Origin of the sequence: Rheinheimera baltica DSM 14885 (genome assembly GCF_000425345.1) — a bacterium.
Taxonomy (GTDB): domain Bacteria; phylum Pseudomonadota; class Gammaproteobacteria; order Enterobacterales; family Alteromonadaceae; genus Alishewanella; species Alishewanella baltica.
Genome location: NZ_AUDG01000027.1, coordinates 21,514 through 43,507, shown reverse-complemented (window position 1 = coordinate 43,507; position 21,994 = coordinate 21,514). Strand labels below are relative to the sequence as shown.

Annotated in this window: 23 protein-coding genes; 6 read left to right on the top strand and 17 right to left on the bottom strand. The window is 46.4% G+C overall.

Annotated elements, in window-relative coordinates:
• Positions 1–88: 88 nt before the first annotated feature.
• The gene (rho, locus tag H595_RS0110660) at positions 89–1,354 is read right to left on the bottom strand and encodes a transcription termination factor Rho (protein ID WP_027671212.1); all 1,266 of its coding nucleotides are present in this window, start codon (positions 1,352–1,354) and stop codon (positions 89–91) included.
• Positions 1,355–1,547: 193 nt separating this feature from the next.
• On the bottom strand, positions 1,548–1,874 hold the full coding sequence (trxA, locus tag H595_RS0110655; RefSeq protein WP_027671211.1) for a thioredoxin TrxA: 327 nt from the start codon (positions 1,872–1,874) through the stop codon (positions 1,548–1,550).
• 102 nt (positions 1,875–1,976) lie between these two features.
• On the opposite strand from trxA, the gene rhlB reads away from it, so the two are divergent.
• Both rhlB and gppA read left to right on the top strand, forming a co-directional pair.
• A complete protein-coding gene (gene rhlB / locus H595_RS0110650) occupies positions 1,977–3,263 on the top strand; it encodes an ATP-dependent RNA helicase RhlB (RefSeq protein WP_027671210.1) in 1,287 nt (428 codons plus the stop codon).
• Positions 3,205–4,770 (top strand): guanosine-5'-triphosphate,3'-diphosphate diphosphatase, encoded by a 1,566-nt coding sequence (gene gppA, locus H595_RS0110645; RefSeq protein WP_338109717.1) that lies wholly within the window; start codon positions 3,205–3,207, stop codon positions 4,768–4,770. The genes rhlB and gppA overlap by 59 nt, the downstream gene beginning before the upstream one ends.
• A gap of 18 nt (positions 4,771–4,788) precedes the next feature.
• Here gppA and H595_RS0110640 read toward each other — a convergent pair whose 3' ends face one another.
• From H595_RS0110640 to H595_RS0110585, 12 genes are all read right to left on the bottom strand, one after another.
• Positions 4,789–5,784, bottom strand: a complete 996-nt coding sequence (locus H595_RS0110640; RefSeq protein ID WP_027671208.1) for a D-cysteine desulfhydrase family protein — start codon at positions 5,782–5,784, stop codon at positions 4,789–4,791.
• 17 nt (positions 5,785–5,801) lie between these two features.
• Complete coding sequence (gene hemB / locus H595_RS0110635; RefSeq protein ID WP_027671207.1) at positions 5,802–6,806, bottom strand: porphobilinogen synthase; 1,005 nt, start codon at positions 6,804–6,806, stop codon at positions 5,802–5,804.
• A complete protein-coding gene (locus tag H595_RS22060; protein WP_037054437.1) occupies positions 6,796–7,539 on the bottom strand; it encodes a GGDEF domain-containing protein in 744 nt (247 codons plus the stop codon). The genes hemB and H595_RS22060 overlap by 11 nt, the downstream gene beginning before the upstream one ends.
• 1 nt (position 7,540) lies before the next feature.
• Positions 7,541–8,347, bottom strand: a complete 807-nt coding sequence (locus H595_RS0110625; protein ID WP_027671206.1) for a TatD family hydrolase — start codon at positions 8,345–8,347, stop codon at positions 7,541–7,543.
• A gap of 1 nt (position 8,348) precedes the next feature.
• On the bottom strand, positions 8,349–8,855 hold the full coding sequence (locus H595_RS0110620; protein ID WP_027671205.1) for a hypothetical protein: 507 nt from the start codon (positions 8,853–8,855) through the stop codon (positions 8,349–8,351).
• Complete coding sequence (gene tatC / locus H595_RS0110615) at positions 8,852–9,610, bottom strand: twin-arginine translocase subunit TatC (protein ID WP_027671204.1); 759 nt, start codon at positions 9,608–9,610, stop codon at positions 8,852–8,854. The genes H595_RS0110620 and tatC overlap by 4 nt, the downstream gene beginning before the upstream one ends.
• Positions 9,594–9,908: a Sec-independent protein translocase protein TatB gene (gene tatB, locus H595_RS0110610; RefSeq protein WP_027671203.1), complete on the bottom strand. Its 315-nt coding sequence runs from the start codon at positions 9,906–9,908 to the stop codon at positions 9,594–9,596. Before tatB ends, tatC begins: the two co-directional genes overlap by 17 nt.
• A complete protein-coding gene (locus tag H595_RS0110605; RefSeq protein ID WP_027671202.1) occupies positions 9,909–10,154 on the bottom strand; it encodes a Sec-independent protein translocase subunit TatA in 246 nt (81 codons plus the stop codon).
• Positions 10,155–10,236: 82 nt separating this feature from the next.
• Positions 10,237–11,862 carry a ubiquinone biosynthesis regulatory protein kinase UbiB gene (gene ubiB, locus H595_RS0110600; protein ID WP_027671201.1) on the bottom strand — a complete coding sequence of 542 codons (1,626 nt, stop codon included), beginning with the start codon at positions 11,860–11,862 and terminating at the stop codon, positions 10,237–10,239.
• Entirely contained in the window at positions 11,862–12,470 is a 609-nt protein-coding gene (locus H595_RS0110595; protein ID WP_027671200.1) for a ubiquinone biosynthesis accessory factor UbiJ, read from the bottom strand. The genes ubiB and H595_RS0110595 overlap by 1 nt, the downstream gene beginning before the upstream one ends.
• Complete coding sequence (ubiE, locus tag H595_RS0110590) at positions 12,470–13,225, bottom strand: bifunctional demethylmenaquinone methyltransferase/2-methoxy-6-polyprenyl-1,4-benzoquinol methylase UbiE (protein ID WP_027671199.1); 756 nt, start codon at positions 13,223–13,225, stop codon at positions 12,470–12,472. The genes H595_RS0110595 and ubiE overlap by 1 nt, the downstream gene beginning before the upstream one ends.
• Positions 13,226–13,311: 86 nt before the next feature.
• A complete protein-coding gene (locus H595_RS0110585) occupies positions 13,312–14,337 on the bottom strand; it encodes a GGDEF domain-containing protein (protein WP_027671198.1) in 1,026 nt (341 codons plus the stop codon).
• 286 nt (positions 14,338–14,623) lie between these two features.
• Here H595_RS0110585 and H595_RS0110580 point away from each other — a divergent pair, with 286 nt between their 5' ends.
• Both H595_RS0110580 and H595_RS0110575 read left to right on the top strand, forming a co-directional pair.
• Positions 14,624–16,369: a DUF885 domain-containing protein gene (locus H595_RS0110580; protein WP_037054434.1), complete on the top strand. Its 1,746-nt coding sequence runs from the start codon at positions 14,624–14,626 to the stop codon at positions 16,367–16,369.
• Positions 16,370–16,433: 64 nt separating this feature from the next.
• Entirely contained in the window at positions 16,434–16,949 is a 516-nt protein-coding gene (locus H595_RS0110575) for a hypothetical protein (RefSeq protein WP_027671196.1), read from the top strand.
• On the opposite strand, the gene H595_RS0110570 is transcribed toward H595_RS0110575, so the two are convergent.
• Entirely contained in the window at positions 16,939–17,169 is a 231-nt protein-coding gene (locus H595_RS0110570) for a hypothetical protein (protein ID WP_027671195.1), read from the bottom strand. The genes H595_RS0110575 and H595_RS0110570 overlap by 11 nt on opposite strands.
• Before the next feature lie 54 nt (positions 17,170–17,223).
• Positions 17,224–17,682, bottom strand: coding sequence for an EVE domain-containing protein (locus H595_RS0110565; RefSeq protein WP_027671194.1), 459 nt, complete (start codon positions 17,680–17,682; stop codon positions 17,224–17,226).
• Between the two features lie 71 nt (positions 17,683–17,753).
• Between H595_RS0110565 and tesB the strand changes: the two genes are divergently transcribed.
• Positions 17,754–18,623, top strand: coding sequence for an acyl-CoA thioesterase II (gene tesB / locus H595_RS0110560; RefSeq protein WP_027671193.1), 870 nt, complete (start codon positions 17,754–17,756; stop codon positions 18,621–18,623).
• Here the strand turns inward: tesB and plsB are convergent.
• On the bottom strand, positions 18,620–21,061 hold the full coding sequence (gene plsB, locus H595_RS0110555) for a glycerol-3-phosphate 1-O-acyltransferase PlsB (protein ID WP_037054448.1): 2,442 nt from the start codon (positions 21,059–21,061) through the stop codon (positions 18,620–18,622). The two genes, tesB and plsB, sit on opposite strands and share 4 nt — an antisense overlap.
• Before the next feature lie 141 nt (positions 21,062–21,202).
• On the opposite strand from plsB, the gene lexA reads away from it, so the two are divergent.
• Entirely contained in the window at positions 21,203–21,820 is a 618-nt protein-coding gene (lexA, locus tag H595_RS0110550) for a transcriptional repressor LexA (RefSeq protein ID WP_027671191.1), read from the top strand.
• The last annotated feature ends 174 nt before the right edge of the window (positions 21,821–21,994 follow it).

Here is a 21,994-nt window from a genome sequence, read left to right as displayed (position 1 = left end):
ACTTCCTTCTGTCAAAAATAAAGTAGTGCAACGTCTTACCGGTTAAAAATGGGCAAGAAAAAACCGGCGCGAAGGCCGGTTTGTGTAGTTAACTTTTTTGCCGTTTCATGGCATCGAAGAACTCGTCGTTGGTTTTGGTCATCAACAGACGGTCTATCAGGAACTCCATACATTCAGTCTCATCCATAGGGTTGAGAATTTTACGTAGGATCCACATTTTTTGTAGTTCTTCCGGTGACGCCAGCAACTCTTCGCGGCGGGTGCCTGAACGGTTAAAGTCGATAGCAGGGAACACACGGCGCTCGGCGATTTTACGCGACAAGTGCATTTCCATGTTACCGGTACCTTTAAACTCTTCGTAGATAACTTCATCCATTTTCGAGCCGGTATCAACCAGCGCAGTAGCGATAATGGTTAAGCTACCACCTTCTTCAACGTTACGAGCCGCACCGAAGAAACGCTTAGGTTTGTGCAGAGCGTTAGCATCTACACCACCGGTTAATACCTTGCCTGAGCTAGGGATCACGGTGTTATAAGCGCGGGCTAAACGGGTAATAGAATCCAAGAGGATAATAACGTCTTTTTTATGCTCAACCAGACGTTTAGCTTTTTCAATAACCATCTCGGCTACTTGCACGTGGCGGCTGGCTGGTTCGTCAAACGTAGACGCAATCACTTCGCCTTTTACCAGACGTTGCATCTCGGTAACTTCTTCCGGACGCTCGTCAATTAGCAGTACCATCAGCACGCAGTCTGGGTGGTTAGCGGCAATGGATTGGGCAATATTCTGCAGCAAAATGGTTTTACCGGCTTTTGGCGGTGCGACGATTAAACCGCGCTGTCCTTTACCGATAGGAGATGCTAAGTCCAGTACCCGTGCGGTGATATCTTCCCGGCTGCCGTTACCACGCTCCATTCGCATACGAGAATTGGCATGCAGTGGCGTTAAGTTTTCAAACAAAATCTTGTTGCGGGCTTGCTCTGGCCTGCCGAAGTTAACTTCGTTAACTTTTAACAGCGCGAAGTAACGTTCGCCTTCTTTTGGCGGTCGGATTAAACCAGAAATACTATCGCCGGTACGAAGGTTAAAGCGGCGGATCTGGCTGGGCGATACATAGATATCGTCTGGTCCAGCTAAGTATGAGCTATCGCCGGAACGTAGGAAACCGAAACCGTCTTGCAGGATTTCCAGTACACCATCACCGAAAATTTCTTCGCCGTTTTTGGCATGTGATTTTAAAATGGCGAAAATAATGTCCTGTTTACGCAGGCGGGCCATATTTTCCAGGCCCATAGACTCAGCCAATTCAACCAGCTCGCTAATTGGCTTTAGTTTCAGTTCTGTTAAATGCATATTGATGGGTTTCTTGTTGATATAAAAACAGGGTAATGCTTATCGGTTCGATAAAATAAGGTTTGGAAGTGGTTTTTTCGACAGACAAGCGTGGTTTTGCACAATTTATTTGCTACACAATAGCAGCTGGCCATGGGTGCGTCCAGCGGTGAAATAAAAAAGGCGTATAAAAATACGCCTTTTTTCATTTTATTTAGATGTTGCTGTCTAAAAACTCTTTTAACTGCGTTTTTGACAGCGCGCCCACTTTAGTCGCCGCTACCGCACCGTTTTTAAATAACAGTAAGGTTGGAATGCCGCGAATGCCGAATTTTGGCGGTGTATTCGGATTATGATCAATATTTACTTTGGCCACGGCGACTTTACCCGTGTATTCCTGTGCAACTTCATCCAAAATCGGAGCGATCATTTTACATGGACCACACCACTCTGCCCAAAAGTCGACTAAAACCGGGGTTTCGGCTTTTAGTACGTCGGTTTCAAAGCTGTCATCAGAAACCTGTAAAATATGTTCGCTCATTTGTGTCTCCGCTAGTGCTGTGCAGCATCGCTGCAAAAAAGTGTTATCAATTTAAACGTGGCTGTTCCTTATTGCAAGCGTAACGGTTATGCTTAGCGCCGTATGAATAAAACACACTTAACATCACATAAATTCGCCGATTTTGCATTGGCACCACAGGTTCTTGACGCTCTTAACGCGCAAGGTTACGGCTATTGTACGCCTATTCAAGCCCAATGTTTACCGCTGGCGTTAGCCGGCAAGGATATTGCTGGGCAGGCCCAAACGGGCACAGGCAAAACATTGGCGTTCTTAACAGCGACCTTCCACCATTTACTGACCCACGAACCAAAAGGTTCAGGCCAGCCGCGAGCCATTATTATGGCACCAACGCGAGAGCTGGCGGTACAAATCCATCAGGATGCTAAAATGCTTGCCGAAAAGGCAGGCTTACGCCTTGGTTTGATTTATGGGGGCGAAGGTTATGATACTCAACGGCAGTTACTGGAAAAAGGCGTAGATATTTTAATTGGTACTACTGGCCGGCTAATCGATTATTTAAAGCAGGGCTTGTACGACTTGTCACAAATTCAGGTTGTCGTGCTGGATGAAGCTGATCGTATGTTCGATTTAGGTTTCATTAAAGATATTCGTTTTATGTTTAACCGTATGCCTCCGGCGACAGAGCGCTTAAGCCTGTTATTCTCCGCTACGTTATCCTACAAGGTGCAGGAACTGGCGTTTGAGAAAATGAATCAACCAGAACATATTCACATTGCGCCGGAAGAAATGACCGGCAGCCGCATAAGTGAAGAACTGTTTTACCCATCAGATGAGCATAAGCTACCGTTATTATTAACGTTGATGGAAGAAGAATGGCCAGATAAAGCCATTGTATTCGCCAATACTAAACACTGGTGTGAAGAAGTACATAACTGGTTGGAAATGGATGGCCATCGTGTTGGTTTGCTAACCGGTGATGTGATCCAGAAGAAACGGTTACGCATTTTAGAAGACTTCACCAGCGGTAAGTTAGATATTCTGGTCGCAACTGACGTTGCCGCCCGTGGTTTACATATACCCAAAGTGAGTCATGTTTTTAACTATGACTTACCGGACGATTGTGAAGACTACGTGCACCGTATCGGCCGCACCGGCCGGGCCGGTGAGAGCGGTAAAGCGATAAGTTTTGCCTGTGAACGTTATGCACTTAATCTTACCGCGATAGAAGACTATATTCGTCATATGGTACCGGTAAGCCAGTATGATGCCAGCGCTTTGCTGGATGATATCAAAACACCTAAACCTCGGGTCCGTCGTCGTGCTGGCCAGGCAAGAACCGGTAGTCGCAGTGGCTCAGGTGGACGTAGCAGTAATGGCGCAAGAGCTCCTCGCAACCGTCCTCGTTAATCCGGCCTTAACAACCGGCCAATCACCGCATCAGGATATCTATGCGGTGATTGATCTTGGCTCTAATAGCTTCCATATGCTGATGGTTAAAGTGGTTGGTGGATCGGTCCAGGTTATTGGTCGGGTGAAACGTAAAGTACGCTTAGCCGCCGGGTTAAATGATAATTTGGTCTTAAGCCGTAAAGCGATGAAGCGTGGCTGGGAATGCTTGTCATTGTTTGCTGAACGGCTGCAGGATATCCCACCAGAAAACATCCGTATTGTTGGCACCGCTACCTTGCGGTTGGCCAAAAATGTTAAAACGTTCCTCAAAGAAGCAGAAACCATCCTGGGGCAAAAAGTTACCGTTATCAGCGGTGAAGACGAAGCCCGTATTATCTATCTTGGTGTCGCTCACACATCAAACAGTGACAGTAACCGTTTAGTCATCGATATTGGCGGTGCCAGTACTGAAGTAGTAATTGGCGCCGGTTTTACGCCGTTGTTGTTATCCAGCCTGAATATGGGCTGTGTCACCTATTTAGAAAAATACTTTAGCGATGATGAGTTAAGCGAAGACAATTTTAATCAGGCGATCGCAGCAGCAGAGCAAGAAACATTGGCTATCGCGCAGCAGTATCAGCAAACCGGTTGGCAGCTAGCTGTTGGTGCGTCTGGCACAGTGCAGGCCATGCAGGAATGCCTCGTCGCTCAGGGTAAAGATGAAGTCATTACGTTAAGCCGTTTAGAAGACATTATGCAGCAAGCCTTGGCATGTGGCCGCATGGAACAATTGAACATTGTTGGTTTGGCACAAGAGCGAAAACAGGTATTTCCGTCTGGGTTGGCCATTTTAATCGCATTGTTTCGTTGTTTAAACATTAGCGGTATGACGTTGTCTGGAGGCGCCCTGCGCGAAGGTGTGCTTTACAGCATGCTGCCGCAATTGCAGCATGCTGACGTGCGCAATCGTACCGTACAAAGTTTGATGGTGCGGTATTTTATTGACCAGCAACATGCAGAGCGTGTGGCTGAAATGGCCGAGGAATTGGCTAATCAGTTACAAATACGCTGGGATCTGAATAAGTTTGAAGGGCACAGCATGTTACGTTGTGGTGCCTTGCTACATGAATTAGGTTTACTCATCGAGTACAAAAACCACCATCACCATGGCGCTTACATAATTAATCACTCTGACTTACCCGGTTTTACCCGCGCCCAACAGCAATTAGTTATGGCGTTGGTACATAACCATCGTGCCGATATTAGCCGGGATGTTATTGCCCGCCAAACCATGACTTCGGTATTACTGACTGTACGTTTAACCCGAATTTTGCGCTTAGCAGTAATTTTGTCTATGCGTCGGCGGCATGAAGTACTGCCGCAGGTTAACATCAGCAGTAAAGGTGAGGCGATCATGTTACAAATGCCAATTGGCTGGCTGGAACAGCATCCTTTAATGCGTGCTGAGCTGGAGCAAGAACTGCAATATCAGCAGCTGGCAGGTTGGGAGTTCACTTTTAAATAAACATGGCAGCGGTTAATCTCAGTTAAATGCTGAGATATACGCCGGAAGAGCCTGGCTACCTCCGGTGTGTAAAAACAACTGCGTACTCCCTTTTGCAATAATACCACGCTGGCATAAATCAATTAATCCTGCCATTGCCTTACCTGTGTACACCGGATCCAGCAATATCCCCTCTGTTTGCGCAGTCGTTGTTATTGCATTAAGTGAGTCCTGCGTGACAACGCCATAGCTGGCACCATAATAGTCACCATTTGCATGCACTTTCCCGTTGGCTAACGCCGGGTCAAGGCCTAGCCGTTGAAGAATTTGCTGCAATAGCGTCAACACCAGCTGTTCTTGCTCTGACCCGGGACGGCTTACTGTGATACCCAGAACCGGAATATCCACTCCGGCTATAATCAATCCTGCCAGTAAACCAGCCTGTGTGCCGGCACTGCCGGTGGCGACAACAAGTTGATCGATTTTTAAAGCCTGCTCATCTAGTTGCTCGATCAGCTCTAGTGCACAACGGACATAACCCAAACTCCCAACGGCGTTTGAACCACCAATAGGTATTAGATACGGCCTTTTGCCTTGCTGTTGTAAGCGGGCGACAAGCGAATTGGCATACTGGTGGCAATCTTCTTTTACCGGCACCTGATGAACTGTGGCGCCTAATAATTCATGTAAAAACATATTGCCATTAGTTAAATAGTCTACTCTGGGCGTGCCGGGAACATCTTGCAGCACCAATTCGCAGTTAAAGCCAAATTTGGCTGCCGCCGCTGCAGTTTGTCTGGCATGGTTAGATTGCAAGCCACCTATGGTAACCAGTGTGTCTGCACCTTGCTGTTGCGCATCAGCCAGCAGATATTCGAGCTTGCGGGTTTTGTTGCCTCCGCCGGCTAAGCCGGTGCAGTCATCGCGTTTAAACAGCAAGTTAATTCCCAGCTTGGCAGACAAGCGCGGCGCCTGCTCAAGCGGTGTTGGTTGATGACTGATTATCAAACGGGGTTGTTGTTTAAAAGAGGACATACAAAGACTCGCGTTAACTATTTTTGTTGTAGCCAAATAGCTACTTTTTTAGCGAAGTAGGTCAAAATGCCATCGGCGCCGGCGCGTTTAAACGCCAGTAATGACTCCATAATTACCGGCTGTTCCGCTAGCCAGCCATTTTGAATGGCAGCAATATGCATGGCGTATTCGCCACTAACCTGATAAGCAAAAGTGGGCACGCCAAATTCGTCTTTTACCCGGCGAACAATGTCCAAATAGGGCATGCCTGGTTTTACCATCACCATATCGGCGCCTTCTTCTAAATCCTGTGCTACCTCATGCAAGGCTTCATTACTGTTTGCCGGGTCCATCTGATAATTTTTCTTATTACCACCTTTCAAATTACCGGCAGAACCTACGGCATCGCGAAACGGGCCGTAATAGCTGGATGCGTACTTGGCTGAGTACGCCATAATACGGGTATTAACAAAACCTGCCTCTTCTAGCGCTTCTCGTATAGCACCGATACGACCATCCATCATATCTGATGGCGCAACCACATCTGCCCCCGCTTCAGCATGCGACAATGCCTGCTTGACCAAGGCTGCTGTGGTAATGTCATTCATCACATAGCCGTTGTCGTCGATGATGCCATCCTGACCATGCGTCGTGAAGGGATCTAACGCTACATCAGTAATAATGCCCAGTTCTGGCACATGCTGTTTTAGCAACCGAACGGCGCGTTGTGCGAGTGCCTCAGGGTTCCAGGCTTCTTCTGCTTGCAGTGATTTTTTACCGCTAGCAATAACCGGGAACAGCGCAATAGCCGGAATACCTAACTCGACGAGTTGCTTAGCTTCAGTTAGCAACAGGTCCAGACTAAGACGTTCAATCCCAGGCATCGAGGCTATAGCCTCACGCTGATTTTCTCCTTCGACAATAAACATAGGATAAATCAGATCGTTTACCGTCAGCTGATGCTCTGCCATTAAACGACGGCTAAAGTCATGTTCGCGCATACGGCGTAAACGGCTGGCAGGGAAAAAACGGTTAGTGTTCATTAACTTCTCCTGGTATATCAAGGCAGTCGCTCGCCGCTATTGGCGGATAACTTTGCACTTGATTACGCCCGGCAGACTTAGCACGATAAAGTGCGGTGTCGGCAAAAGCGATATACTCGTCATTGTTTGTGGCGGGTTGTGGTATGGCAGCATAGCAGCCAGCACTGAGCGTCAGTGAGACGTGCTGCTCTGCTAACAGCAGTTTGTTGTCTGCCATGTACTGTCGGATCTGTTCAGCGAGTTGCCTGGCGCCTGCTAGCGTTGTATTAGGCAAAATTAAAGCAAATTCTTCACCGCCATAGCGGCACAGTTTGTCACCGGGCCGTTTAAGCTGTTGCAAGATGGCAGCAGATACCTGCTTAATTGCTTGATCACCGGCCAAATGTCCGTAGGTGTCATTGATTTTTTTAAAATGATCAATGTCGAATAAGATAATGGCCAAAGAGCGTTGTTCACGTCTGCTACGTTTTACTTCCGCACTCATTTGCCGGTCAAAGTATGCGCGGTTGTATATTCCTGATAGAGCATCGCGCTGGCTCTGTTGCTCTAATTGTTGGTTTTTTTCTGCCAGTTCATCAAGCGTAACTTGCAGCTCAAAGCTATGGCTACGCAGTTGGGTTTCCATATCTGAAGCCGCATGCTGCCAGCGAACTAACATTTTATATCCGACAATACCGGCCAAAGCTGCACCGACTAATAACCCAGCGAAAAAATACGGCAGCCAGTCGACCATATTATGCCTCCACTGCCAATAGCGAGTTGTTTAGCTTAAACAACTCCTTGCTATTAGCCACTGTAATTCTAGCAATATCGCTTAGTTCCAGTTGGCGCAGTGTTGCTACGGTGTTGGCAATATGCACAAGAAAAGCCGGTTCATTGCATCTGCTGGCTGGTTTTGGTGTCAAATTCCTAGGGAGCAAATAAGGGGCATCCGTTTCCAAAAGCAAACGATCTAAAGGAATATACTGTAATGCGTGGCGCAAGACGTCGCCGCGGCGTTCATCACATAACCAGCCTGTAATGCCGATATATAAGCCAAGATCGAGCCAGGCTTTTAATTGGACCGAGTCCCCAGTGAAACAGTGTGCAACGCCCGTTATTTTCGGCTGTTCTTTTAACATAGCCAGTTGGGTATCAAACGCATCGCGCTCATGCAAGTACACCGGCTTATTGGTACATACGGCGAGCTGTAGCTGCTCGGCAAATACCTGCTGCTGTACCGGGCGTGGTGAGAAATCACGGTTAAAATCAAGCCCGCACTCGCCTACAGCGATAACATTTGGCTTAGTTAGCATCAGTGTCAGGTCATCAAGCCAACCGCTTTTCACATTAGCAGCCTGATGTGGGTGCACACCTGCGGTGGTATAACAGCCGGTATTTTGCTGACAAAAGCTGATATTCAGCTGGCTTTCTGCGATATCACTGCCAATAAGAATCAGCTGGCGAACACCTGCATTGGCGGCACGCTTTATTACAGCTTGTCTATCGGTATCGAACTGACTACTAAAAATGTTAACGCCAATATCGCACCAGGTCAGCATATTATTTATCGCGTTTGACTTTTATAGAACGGTTGTTGTTATTATTGCCTAATAAAAATGAATTGAGAACACCGCGTTTAACATAGTGCTGTTCGCCAACAGCGATACTGTAATGCTCAGTGCCAATTTGGCGCCAGCGCTGACCATTATCAAAGGTTACAATAAGTTCTTTTCGTGGGCTGTAGCTAACCGAACTAACGGTGACGCTGAGTTTGTCTGCCACTTCATCGTCAATTACTTTGTGCTCTAAACCAAACTTACTCTCTACTGAAGCCTCCGCAGTTGTAACTTCCTTAAGCGCAATTGCTTCCTGAACAGCAGGCTTTGATATCACAACTGCGCTGGTCGACGTGCTTGGGTTAATGTCGGTATTAATCGCGTCGTAACATGTTAGACGGCGCAATGAATTTTGTTCAGCCCGACACAGCTCAAGGGCCTGCTCTACCGGCGAAGCTGCGCTAACCTGTAGGCTGGAAATAACAAAGCAAATAGCATAAAACGGTTTCATAGCTTCTGTTCCTGATCTTCTGATTCTTCTATAGAACGGGGTTGGTAAAAGCGGCTTAGCGCCAGACCAAGCTCGAAAAGCAACCACATGGGCACGGCCAATAAGGTCTGTGACAAGACATCAGGTGGCGTTAACAGCATGCCTAAAATAAAGGCGCCTACGACGATATAAGGGCGTTTTTCAGCCAAGCCTTCGCGTGTGCTAACGCCGGTCCATACCATTAGCAAAATGGCAACGGGTATCTCAAATGACAAACCAAAAGCAAAAAACAGCTTAAGGACAAAATCAAGGTAGTTGCTGATATCGGTAGCAACGGTAACGCCCTCGGGCGCGACACTGGTAAAGAAACCGAAAATAATTGGAAACACGACAAAATAAGCAAACGCTATACCACTGTAAAACAATAGTGTGCTGCTAATGACGAGCGGAGCCATTAACTTTTTCTCTCTGCTGTAAAGAGCGGGCGCAATAAACTGCCACACTTGCAGCAAAATATAGGGAATGGCAAAACAAATCGCAACGATAAATGTGAGTTTAAAGGGAGCAAAAAACGGCGCTGCAACGTCGGTTGCAATCATACTGCTGTTTTCAGGCAGTACCGCAATTAAAGGTTTTGCCAAAAGATGATATATATCCTGAGCAAAAGCCGCCAACGCGGCAAATACCACAATTACTGCAACAACGCAACGTAGTAGCCGGTTTCGAAGTTCAATAAGGTGGCCAAGCAGGCTGTCGGGATTAGCGTTCTGGCTCATGTTTTTTTTCACTGCTAATAATAGGGGTATTGACGTCAGCTGCAGCCTGCTTCAACTCTGTCAACGCAGCCTGTTCTTGATCTGTCAGATTTAACAGTCCTTTGGCTTCGGCATCTTTAAGCTTTTGGTGAAGTTCATGGGCTCGTAAATCTGCGTTAAGTTCTGCCTGCATCTGCTGGCCAAATTGTTTAACACTACGCACGGTTTTATGCACGGATCGAATAGCGCCGGGTAGGCGTTCCGGGCCCAGAACCAACAGGGCTACAACACCGATAACAATCAGTTCCCAGAAACCCATTTACACTTTGTCTTTTGCTGCTGACTGATTGGCAGTGGTTTTTTCGGCGTCGGCTTTTGCCTTTTCTGACAACTGTGCAGCGGGGAGTTCATCATCTTCCTGCGGCTCATCTTTTATTGAGCTGCGAAAGCCCTTAATTGCAGAGCCAAGATCAGTGCCAATGCCACGCAGTTTTTTAGTGCCAAATAACAACACGATAATTGCTAATACAATGAGTAATTGCCAAATACTGATATTGCCGAACATGGTTAATCCTCTTTAATAATACATCACGATTTCAGAGTCATCAGTGTATGTCGTTATTGTGACAGTGATATTATCAGCTGGTTCAGCGCCAAGCTTTAAATGCGAGCCCGATGCTTAATAAGGCTAATGCGGCCGCAACAGCATTATGACCAAAGCAAAGCAACATACTAGCACTTATTAAGCTTGCTGCTGCAAAGGTTGCCGCAACAATTTGTGTTCTGGTCTTATGTTGCTGTTGTGCCAGATGTTGCAGTTGTTGCAACAGTTGATGCTGCTGCTTTGGTCCTTGCTCAAGATACTGGTGCAGTAGGTTTGGCATCTGCGGCATTTTTTCTGCCCAAAAAGGTAAGTTATCTTTTACCTGACGCCAGATGGCAGGCAAACCAACTTGCTGTTTAACCCAGTTTTCTAGGAAAGGTTTTGCCGTCTTCCATAAATCCAGTTGCGGGTATAGCTGACGGCCTAAGCCTTCAATGTACAGTAAGGTTTTTTGTAGCAGAACCAATTGTGGCTGTACCTGCATATCAAAGCGACGTGCGGTGTTAAACAGATTTAGCAGTACGTTTCCAAAGGAAATTTCTGCCAGCGGTTTTTGGAATATGGGTTCGCACACGGTACGAATAGCGCTCTCGAACTCTTCCACTTTGGTATGAGCTGGCACCCAGCCTGAATCTATGTGCAGTTGGGCGACTTTTTTGTAGTCGCGGTTGAAAAAGGCAACAAAGTTCTCAGCTAAGTAGCGCTTATCTTCGGCATTTAACGTGCCGACAATACCACAATCAATACCGATATATTTGGGGTTAGTTGGCGTCTCGCGTGAAACAAAAATATTGCCCGGATGCATGTCAGCATGAAAAAAACTATCACGAAATACCTGTGTAAAAAACACTTCAACACCGCGTTTGGCCAGCAGTTCCATATCTGTGCCTTGCGCCTCTAACGCGGCAATATCTGACACAGGAATACCATAGATGCGTTCCATAACCATCACATTCGCCCGGCTATAATCACTATAAACAAAAGGAATATACAGTGAGTCAGAACCGTCGAAATTACGGCGTAATTGAATAGCGTTGGCCGCTTCGCGCTTTAAATCCAGCTCGTCCAGAATGGTTCTACGATATTCGGATACCACCTCGCGCGGCCTTAAACGCTTGCCATCAGGTAAGAACCGGGTTGCTGCATCCGCTAAAGTGTCCATTAGAGCTAAATCAGCAAGAATTTGCTGTTTAATATTTGGCCGAATTACTTTTATAACAACATCTGCCAAGCTGCCATCGTCTTGCATCAATCTGGCTGTGTGTACCTGAGCGATGGAGGCCGAAGCCAACGGGGTTTGTTCAAAATCGATAAAAAAATCGGAGATGTTTTTCAAATCAAGCGCTTGTTCGATTAAACGTTGTGCTTGCGCACCATCAAACGGGGGGACTTTGTCTTGTAACTTTGCGAGTTCATCAGCCAAATGTGACGGGAACAAGTCTCGACGTGTTGACAGCATCTGGCCAAATTTAACCCAGACCGGGCCGAGGCTTTGTAATGCCAGCCGCAACCTTACACCAACAGGGTGTTCTGGATAGCGGTTTCGCAGCCAGAATAAGCTACGGCGAAATAACTTGGCGTACCAGGGTTGCCATTGAGACGGAATAAGTTCGTCCAGACCAAACTGTAACAATGTTTTTTGAATGTGGTAAAAGCGGCCGATACGCACTATGACTCCTGAAACTTTTGCAACTGCTGCTGCAATACGTCAACGCGGGCAGATAGTTTACTCACTGCGTCGCTAAACTCGGCCATCTCAACTGGTACCGGGCTTAATTTAAGCTCATCTTGCGCTAACTCAATACTCATCTGCTGCACAGCACTACTTTTGGCACTAATATAATGCTGCAGTTGTTTCAGGCTCAGTGCGAGTTTATGTGCTGCACCATCACCAATATAGCCTGACAGTGCTTCTTGCCAGTCTGGGTTAAGTTGAGCAAAGAAACTGCTAAATTGTTGGGCAACCTGAATATCGCCATCAATTTGTAGGGCGTCTGCTTTAATTAAACGCGTAAGCTGGCTTGGATCGCGCAGTAAGCGCAAGCTGGCGATATCGGTTTGAATAGCGCAATCAACGCTTTCATCATGCTGGTTAAATAAAATAGCCTCGGCTGTCGCGCTTAGCACCAGTGTTGTGGGCCATTCACGTAACTGAAATGATAGCTGTTTTCCGGCGATACGAGACAACCGGGGCATCGCTTGAGGATCCATAGCAATAAGCTTAACGATGGCTTTCTCCGCTAAGGCACAAACAAGCTGAGGCAGCAAAGGCAGCATTAGAATTTGTAACCCCGATGTAAGGCGACAATGCCACCGGTCAGATTGTGATAACTGACTTCAGCAAAGCCAGCCTCCTGCATCATAGCCTTCAGCGTTTCCTGATTGGGGTGCATGCGGATAGACTCGGCAAGGTACTGGTAACTTTCTTTATCGTTGGCAACCAACTGTCCCATGGCGGGCAACAGTTTAAAAGAATATAAATCGTATACTTTGCTCAACCATGCTTGTTCTGGTTTGGAAAACTCTAACACCAGCAGTCGGCCACCTGGTTTTAACACCCGAAAAATTGAACGCAATGCGGCATCTTTATCAGTGACGTTACGTAAGCCAAAACCAATACTGACAATGTCAAAGCTGTTGTCCGCGAAGGGTAGAGCTTCAGCATTGGCTTGAACATACTCAATGTTACCAACCAAGCCTAAATCGCGAAGCTTATCTCGGCCAACGTTGAGCATGGATGCGTTAATATCTGCCAGTACGACTTTGCCCGTTGTTCCAACCCGTTTTGAAAACAAAGCGGTTATGTCACCAGTACCCCCCGCAAGATCAAGTACTTTTTGGCCTGAACGCACTCCACTGCAATCGATAGTAAAGCGTTTCCATAAGCGGTGAATACCAAGTGACATCAAATCATTCATCAGATCGTACTTGGCGGCAACGGAATGAAAGACATCGGCGACCATAGACACTTTTTGTTCGGCAGCAACTGTTTTGTAGCCAAAGTGCGTAGTATTTGAATTGTGATCTGTCATGCTGCAAACCTGTCGGCAAATTAATGCGGCTAGTGTAAAAGATAACCGCGCAGAGTCCAACTTATCTATTGGCTTTTATGTGTGTGTTAAGTGGCCAACATCGCTTCACTGGCGACCTGATTACGGCCACGTTGTTTCGCCAGCAGCAGGACTTCTGCAGTGCGGCCAAGAAACTGGTACCAGTTTTCTGATTGTTGGTATAAAGATACGCCGAGCGAAATCGTTACTTTCGGTAAGGTTTGTTTGCTGCGTGACGAAACAAAGCGAAGTTTTTCAACGCCACGGCGGACTTGTTCAGCAATCTCACTGGCACTACGCAGGTCGACATCAGGCAAAAGAATAAGGAACTCTTCACCACCAGAACGTACAGGCAGGCCACTGTTTTTCACATAGCTGCTAACTTTTCGGGCAACTTTAGCTAAGATAACATCACCAATTGTATTGCCATATTGCTGATTAAAACGACTGAAATGATCCAGGTTAACAACGATGGCGGCGATACGACGATTGGGTTCTTCACTAAACCAAACGTCAAGCTGGTTCTGCATGGCCGCACGATTATATAAACCGGTAAGAGGGTCAAGCAAGCGTTGCTGCTTGAGCTGTTCCAGTTCATGGCGTAATTGATGGCTTTGTTGATTGGCAAGCAGTAATTGTTGGTGTAATTGTTGTTGGTCGCGTTTGAAATCAGCTGTTGTTTGATGTAGCTGATTAACCACTGTCAGGACAACGCTGTCATTACTGACTTGTTCAAGACGCAGCATACTGTCGTCCAGCTGTTGCAGGTAATCGTCAAGTTGTTCTGCTGCAACGTCTGTATATCCCGCTATGCGGCTAACCATGCCGGCAGCATCCTGCAGCATAAGTTGCTGCTGGGCGTTATCCTCTGCCATAAAACGGCTATACAGATCCGCCATAACAAAATCATCTAGCGGCGCTTTAGCAGCAAGTTTTTGCTCAATTATTTGACACAGCTGAGCATTATTGCCACTAATGTATTCATAGCAAACAGCATAATTTACCGGGTGCGCTGCTAAACCAGCTCGGTGTAAAAATAACTTAACCTGTGCTGCCTTGTCGCTGGCTTGTTGTAGTGAATCCTGATACTTCATAAGATCACATGTAAATCCGGTTAGAGGTGTTATTTGGCATGTTGTCGGGCAAATGTTAAAAAATAAAAAGCCAGCTCAATAGTACGCGAATATAATCTGCTGGCAACTACTGCGCATCTAGAGTTGATCAAGGTGCAGAAAATAGCAACAAACTGCTGGCTTTATAAGCGACAACGGCTTCGCTGTTTTAATTCGACCAAAGACGGCAACTTTCCGCTGAGCGGTCTTTATTCTGCAAACAAAGTCGTTACAATCGATCAGTCTTTATATCGTGGAAATAATTATAATGAACACCACTCTGAGTTCAAAAGCGTTATTGATCATCATAAGCAGCTTTGTTTTTAGTGGTTGCGCTAGTTACCTACAGCATACTGATACCAGTTTTACTGAGTTTACTGAACAACTCTGGCGGGCTGAAAAACAGCTTAATCAAGCGGAATCAGGTCAATTAATTGATATGTCGCCCGAGGCACTTTTACAGCGACAACAGCAACGCCTCGCCTGGTATAAGCGCCTGCAGCAGATTGATGTTAGCGTTTTAACGGAACAAAACCAGATTAACCATGCCATTTTAGTTTACCGTCTGGCGAATGAAATTGATGAGTATCGCTTTGGCGCCCATTTAATGCCGCTGACAGCTGAGTCTGGTTTTCATACCGACCTGGGGTTTATGCCAAAGTATACGGTATTTCGCAGCGTGAAAGACTATCAGGCTTATATCCAAAAGTTGGCTGCTATCCCCCGATATATGCAACAGCAAACCAACCTGATGAAACAAGGGCTTGCGACTGGAATAACACAGCCCAAGGCGGTTTTAGCCGGATTTGAAAAAAGTATTTTGTCTTATGTTGTCGCTGAGCCCACTGAGAGTGTTTTTTATCAACCGTTTAGTTCACAGCCCAGTTATATCAATGACACAGAATGGCAGCAGCTAGCCGATGAAGCGGCAATGCAAATTCGTACCGCAGTGAACCCAGCGTATCAAGCTTACTATCATTTTATGGTTAACGAATATCAGCCAGGCGCGCGCGATACTATTGCCGCCAGCGCGTTGCCCCAGGGGGCCGACTTTTATCAAAACAGGCTGCAGCATTACACCACGTTGCAATTGACGCCAGCTCAGGTCCATGAAATTGGCCTTAATGAAGTGAAGCGTATTCGACAAGAGATGCAACAAGTGATTCAGCAAGCGGGATTTAATGGCAGTTTTGCTGACTTTATTCAATTTTTGCGTACCGACCCGCAGTTTTACGCAAAAACGCCGGAAGAGCTGATGCGTTATGCCGCTTTTTTAGCAAAAAAAGCTGACGCGGAATTGCCAAAATTATTTAAAACCTTACCGCGCACGCCCTATGGTGTTGTTCCTGTTCCTGCAGAAATTGCACCTAAGTACACCACTGGCCGATACTCTGGGCCATCACGTGACGATCAGGCCGGGTTTTATTGGGTAAACACTTACCGTCTTGACCGGCGACCTCTGTATGAAATGGAAGCGCTGACATTACATGAAGCTGTACCGGGGCATCATTTACAGATTGCGCTGGCGCGCGAGCAAAACGAATTACCTGAGTATCGCCGCAGTTTTTACACTTCGGCTTTTGGCGAAGGTTGGGGCTTATATGCTGAATATTTGGGCATGGAAATGGGCTTTTACCAAGACCCTTACAGTAATTTTGGTCGGCTGACGTATGAAATGTGGCGCGCAGCAAGGCTTGTGGTAGACACGGGTATGCACAGTATGGGTTGGAGCAGGCAGCAAGCGATAGATTTTCTTGCCAGTAACACCGCGTTGTCAATGCACAACGTGACCACTGAAATCGACCGCTATATCAGCTGGCCAGGGCAGGCGCTTTCATATAAATTGGGCGAAATTACAATAAAGCGCTTAAGAGTAGAAACCGAACAGGCTCTGGGCAACCGCTTCGATATCAGAGAGTTTCATGATGTATTACTTAGTAATGGTAGCTTGCCGTTGGTTCAACTGGAACAGCAAGTAAGACGTTACATTACTGAGCAACAACAGGTAGAATAATACCGGTACAAATAATACGGCGGCATAGGCCCCGAGTCAGCAGCAAGCAGGGAACAGACGAAGTATGATCTGGATGGCATTATTCGGTGTGATAATGGTCGTTATGTTGTACCTGCTATGGCATGTAGAGCAGGTCGGTAAAACCAATCGAGGGCTAAAGACTAAGCTGGCAGCTCGTGAGCAAGAGATATTAAAATTGCAGCAGGCTACCTATCAGCTGGCTGAACAACAAAAAAGTGTGTTAGAGCAAAAGCTGGGGCATGTCACCGTAAACTCTATGTTGTCTGCACACGAACTGCAAGTATGCAAATTGCTATGTAGTAGTTTGCCTGTAGTGGTAAAAGAATATTGTAGTAAAGGTTTAACTCCGCAACAGGCAATGGCTACGCAAATACGTCGGCAAAGTATTGTTAGCGCAAGCCAACTTGAGTATATGATGCAAAAACACGCCAGATTAACAACACTATGGAACACTAACAGTGTGACCTCACACTTACAGCTTTGTTCCGTAGTTGTTTCTCTGGCATTAGAGCAAGTTCCGGTAAAAGTTAGCAACCTGGAAGCTGCTATTAATGCCTGAGAACAATATTTGGCTCAACATCAATTTGGCCTTCCATATCAATGGCGGCCATTTTATTGCCAGATGCAAGAACAGCAACACTGCAATCAGCAATGTGTCTTACAAACAGCAAGTCGTAACCATAGCGCTGTAATTCTGCAACAGAAAATTTTTGTGCCAGATTCAGATCGTCCCAGAAAAAGTGTACATCCTTATCCATCTGGGGCCTTTCGTTTGACATAATTGGCTCCAACCATCTCGGATTACATGTTTCAGGCTCAATCAGGTATACCGCTTAACCTAGCTGTAAAATCGTTTGCCACTGCTCAGGTGTTACCGGCATAACAGACAGTCTGCTGCCTTTTTGAACAGCAGGCAGCTCATTCAGCTTAGCTGAGCTTTTTAGTTTGTCCAGCGAAATGATGTGAGGAAATTTTTCAACAAAGATTACGTCAACAGCGACCCAGCGCGGCACATCAGGTGAAGATTTTCCATCAAAATAAACACTTGTGCTATCAAATTGGCTTGGGTCAGCATAAGCAGAGGCAACTACGCGTGCAATACCTGCGATGCCAATTATTTTGCAGCTTGAGTGATAGATGAATACCAAATCATCGCGCTGTACTTTATCACGCAGCATATTGCGAGCTTGATAGTTACGCACGCCCTCCCAAACGATAGGTTTATCCGGCGCTTTAACGAAGTCATCAATGCTGCATTCTGACGGTTCTGTTTTAAATAACCAATAAGCCATCTTTGCTGATCTCCCAAGTTTGCGGCAGAATATCACTATACTTTAAGCAAACGGAATACAAAGGGACGGCAATGAGTCAGGTATTACAGAATTTACTGTCATTATTAAAGCTGGAAACCATTGAGCAAGGGTTGTACCGTGGCCAAAGTCAGGATTTGGGTTTTAAAGCGGTTTTTGGTGGGCAGGTTATGGGACAGGCGCTGTCTGCCGCGAAAGAAACCATGGCTGAAGATCGTAAGGTGCATTCTTTTCACTCCTATTTTTTGCGACCAGGAGATGCGGCAAAGGCCATAGTTTACGAAGTCGAAAATATTCGTGATGGCAAGAGTTTTAGTACGCGTCGGGTTAGTGCCATTCAGTACGGTAAGCCCATTTTTTATTTGACGGCGTCGTTTCAGGCTGAAGAAAGCGGCTTTGAGCATCAGGATGTGATGCCGCAATTACCACAACCGGAAGATCTGGTGTCCGATCTAGAGTTTTATCAACAGCATGCTCAGCTAATACCCGAAAGTTTACGCAGTAAATTTATTTGTGAAAAACCTATAGAAATGCGTCCGGTTGATTTTCAAAACCCGTTTAAAGCACAGATTAGCCCAGCAAAACGTTATGTCTGGTTTAAAGCCAATGGCGCTATGCCAGATGATTTGCGGGTGCATAAATATTTGCTGGCTTATGCCTCTGATTTTAATTTTTTACCTACAGCATTGCAGCCACATGGTAAATCTTTTATGGCGCCGAATATGCAGGTTGCAACTATCGATCATGCCATGTGGTTTCATCAGGATTTTCGTTTCGATGATTGGTTGCTCTATGCGGTAGACAGCCCCAGTGCTTCAGGTGGTAGAGGGTTGGTGCGCGGCCAGTTTTACAACCGGGCCGGCACCTTAGTGGCGTCTACCATTCAGGAAGGGGTTATTCGCTCGTATCCTACCAGCCGCTAAGATACGCTGGTAGGGACGATGCTGTGAATACTCTGCAACACATCATTGCGTAGCAGCATGCTAACGGTGGTATTCAGAGCCGGTAACTGCGCAGTAGCAACAACCCTGTTTTGCTCGTCGTTACGGGTAAAACCGCCGTCTTTTAACGCGTTTACCAGGGTAGCGAACAGTTGCTTGTCGTAATATTCCGGTGCAGTAATGCCGTGCAGGTTGAGTAAACGTTGTGCTAACTCATGACAGTGTTTCTCTAATACTGTACGGCTTTGCGCTCCCTGGCTTTCGATGAGCTGCAGTACCATGGCGTAGCGTTGCAATGTATGCTCAGCATTATGTGCAAGCATGCTTAACATAAAGTAGCCGTTGCTATGCTGAGTTGGGGCCCTATAGCTTTCAGCATGCTGCTCTACCAGATTAGCTTCAACCAAATGTTGCAACACAGCGCTGCAATAGGTATCGACATCTGCTAAGGATAAAAACAATTCTTGCTGCAGCAAAGGTAGCAGTTGCTGCACTATGGATAATAGTTGCTGCTGATTTATTTCTCTACGATGCAAAACGGCACTGGCAATAATGGCCGGTAAGATAAACAAATGCAGCACATTATTACGGTAATAGCTCATTAAAATGGCGTTGTCATCGGTCAAACTAATCAGTTGTCCGAAACTATCGTTGTGTTGCTGTACCTTATCTAGTGATATTGCATGATCAATTAACTGCTCCGCGCTTTCCTCCGGCAATGTCATTTGCTGGTGATAAGGTGCTTCGCGTTGCAGTGATAAGTAGTACTTGATTTGTTGTGCCAGTTCCGCACGGGTTAGCGTATGTTTCTCCGTTGCTAATAAACATAATGCGATAAGGTTAATGCTGTTAAGTGCTGCAGCCTGGTTAATACGCTGCATCAGGCTTTCGGCCAAGATAGCAACAGTGGGGTTCAACCACTGTGGTTTTTGTACTTCCAGTGGATGAACATCCTGCTTCCAATGGGGTACGTGTTGAGTCAGATAACTATTTAATGTGATGGGTTCACCAAAGTTGACATAACCATAGCCATAATCGCGCAAATTACGAATGGCTTTAACGACGCCCCAAACGGACTCTTTTTGCTTACCCGAACCTTTTAATTCACGTAAGTAAGTGTTCACCTCCATTACATGCTCATAACCAAGATAAACGGGGACAAGCGTCACAGGGCGTTCAATACCACGCAGCATGGATTGTAACGTCATCGCCAGCATGCCAGTTTTAGGCTGAAGTAATCGCCCAGTTCGACTGCGGCCGCCTTCGGTATAATATTTTATTGAGTGGCCTTTACTGAATAATTGGCACAAATATTCACGAAATACCGCTGAATAAAGCTTATTTCCGCTAAAACTCCGACGAATAAAAAACGCGCCACCACGGCGAAAAATGGGCCCAGCAGGCCAAAAGTTCAGGTTGATACCGGCAGCAATGTGCGGTGGTGCCAGACCTTGCTGATAAATGACATAACTCAGTAACAGATAGTCCATGTGGCTACGATGGCAGGGGACATAAACAATTTCATGTCCCTTCTGGGCTAAATCTCGCAACATGTCGGCATTATTAATTTTGATGCCGGTATAGAGCTTGTTCCACAGCCAGCGCAGCACTCTATCGCCCACTCGTAGTGTGGATGCGCGATAATCTGCGGCAATTTCCAACAACAGTTTACGTGCTTGCTGTCTTGCTGCTGAGCGTGGAATACGTTTTGCTTTGGCTTCGTCTTCAACCGCTTTTTTTAACGCGGGTGCGGCCAATAACGCGTTAAATAGCTGCGCACGGTTAACCATTTTTGGGCCTGTAGCCGCTAAGCGTTGACGATAAAAGTGGAAGCGAGACATACGTAACAGTTTATGCGCTGTTTGCTCTGCAGCACCATATTGCGCAGCCATTTGTTGCAACGATACTGCTCTGCTAAAACGCACCAGCGAGTGGCGCCCTGAAATCAACACAATCAATAGCTTAGCAAGCCAGTTTGGCGCGTGTGCTTCGCCGAGTAACCATTTTATGCTGTTTTCTTTGCCGGGTGCTCTGCCCCACAACAACGATACTGGCACAAGTTGTGCGTTTAAGTCAGGGTCATCAAGGTGAGCTTGCAGTAATGCTTGTCCTTGTGCCAAGGCGGTTGTTTTGCCGCGTTTAAACACTAGGGTGTGGGGCTTCTCTAAAAATAAGGTCCGGGGGTGACTTGTGCCATTAAGACTGACGTCGTCGGTGGGATCAGGCAGATCCAGTTTATGACAAATACGGCGGATAGCTGCTAAGTCAGCGGCAGATTCGGTCGTGCAAACATAAAACAAAGGGCGGCTTGTAGAAAGTGCCAGCTCAGTAATGGGTTGCTCAGGGACTGTTTTATACTTCAACAGTGGCCACATCGGCCATTTTAATAAGGCTGCAAACAATTTTACCGGCCGGAACATAGCCATCTCATCCAGAGTTAAATACTGTGATATAGCATAACATGGCCGTGCCAAGTAGAAAATTGTGCCGCAACACAGAAACTTGCAATTGTAATACGCCTGTATATACTCACAGTATTCACTGTACAGGTAAACAGCACTATGAGACCACTGACGCCACGACAGGCAGAAATTTTGCAATTGATAAAAGATTACCAGCAAGATAGCGGTATGCCACCTACACGAGCCGAAATAGCTCAGCAATTAGGTTTTAAATCGGCAAACGCTGCAGAGGAGCACCTAAAAGCGTTGGCTAAAAAAGGCGTTATAGAAATGATGCCAGGAACGTCACGTGGCATCCGGCTGGTAGAAATGGATGAGCCCGTGCAGCTAGGGCTACCACTTATAGGTAAGGTTGCTGCTGGACAACCCATTCTTGCTGCAGAACACGTACAGGATCATTACCAGGTGGATGCGCATTTATTTAAACCGCATGCTGATTTTCTGCTGCGCGTGCAGGGCATGAGCATGCAGGATATTGGTATCTTGGATGGTGATTTACTCGCGGTACACAAAACGCAGCAGGCTGAACCCGGACAGGTGATAGTAGCCCGGGTAGACGAAGATGTTACCGTTAAACGTTTTCAGCGAGACGGCAGTACAATATTGTTGCATCCGGAAAACAAAGATTTCGATGTGATTAAGGTTGATCTCAGCGCGCAGCATTTTGCCATTGAAGGCTTGGCTGTAGGCGTGATTCGTAATGGAAGTTGGTTGTAATTTGTACTAACCTCAATAAGTTATTTTGCCATAAGCGCTGGTACGACCACTGAGGTTTGCCGGCGCTTTTGTTATTTAGGGGTTTACACTGATTGCGATTTGGATAATTCTTAGGCTGTTACTGATTAAAAAATAACAATAGAATCAGTTCCGGTTTCAGCGCTAGCCCCGAAA